Below are 727 nucleotides of genomic sequence, written 5' to 3'. Positions count from 1 at the left end.
CAAGGTTGTATTCTACCACTGAACTACTTCCGCAAGACATGTTTGAGTTATTTTATTAAAAGTGCGGGTGAAGGGAGTCGAACCCCCACGCCAAAGGCGCTAGATCCTAAGTCTAGTGCGTCTGCCAATTCCGCCACACCCGCATATTTCATTAAAATGGTGAGCCATGAAGGATTCGAACCTTCGACCCTCTGATTAAAAGTCAGATGCTCTACCAACTGAGCTAATGGCTCGTACAATTAAAAACTGGTGCCGACTAGAGGACTTGAACCCCCAACCTACTGATTACAAGTCAGTTGCTCTACCAATTGAGCTAAGTCGGCTAAATGGTGGAGGATGACGGGATCGAACCGCCGACCCCCTGCTTGTAAGGCAGGTGCTCTCCCAGCTGAGCTAATCCTCCGAATTGCCTGGCAACGTCCTACTCTCACAGGGACAAGGTCCCAACTACCATCGGCGCTAGAGAGCTTAACTTCCGTGTTCGGTATGGGAACGGGTGTGGCCTCTCTGCCATCATTACCAGACTGTATTCATTTAAGACAAGAATTATTATAACTCATTAACTTTTGAAAGTCAACAGTTTTTTATATTCTTTCAAAACTAGATAACATTGCTTCATATTATATGGTTAAGTCCTCGATCTATTAGTATTCGTCAGCTCCACATGTCACCATGCTTCCACCTCGAACCTATCAACCTGATCATCTTTCAGGGATCTTACTAGCTT

Annotated in this window: 4 tRNA genes and 2 rRNA genes; all 6 read right to left on the bottom strand. The window is 45.3% G+C overall.

The features are described from left to right. Positions 1 to 62: 62 nt before the first annotated feature. Positions 63 to 143: transfer RNA gene (locus tag AC1DJR_RS32335), tRNA-Leu, on the bottom strand. A gap of 14 nt (positions 144 to 157) precedes the next feature. Continuing rightward, positions 158 to 233, bottom strand: a tRNA-Lys gene (locus AC1DJR_RS32330). Positions 234 to 247: 14 nt separating this feature from the next. After that, positions 248 to 323 (bottom strand) — tRNA-Thr (locus AC1DJR_RS32325). Positions 324 to 327: 4 nt separating this feature from the next. Beyond that, positions 328 to 403: transfer RNA gene (locus AC1DJR_RS32320), tRNA-Val, on the bottom strand. Between the two features lie 5 nt (positions 404 to 408). After that, positions 409 to 524 (bottom strand): 5S ribosomal RNA (gene rrf, locus AC1DJR_RS32315). A 100-nt stretch (positions 525 to 624) separates the two neighbouring features. Continuing rightward, positions 625 to 727, bottom strand: a 23S ribosomal RNA gene (locus tag AC1DJR_RS32310); the annotation flags it as partial.

It is taken from the genome of Bacillus sp. 05T31 (assembly GCF_056396725.1).
The sequence above is the reverse complement of the archived record's forward strand: the minus strand, read 5'-3'. Positions and strand labels throughout refer to the sequence as shown.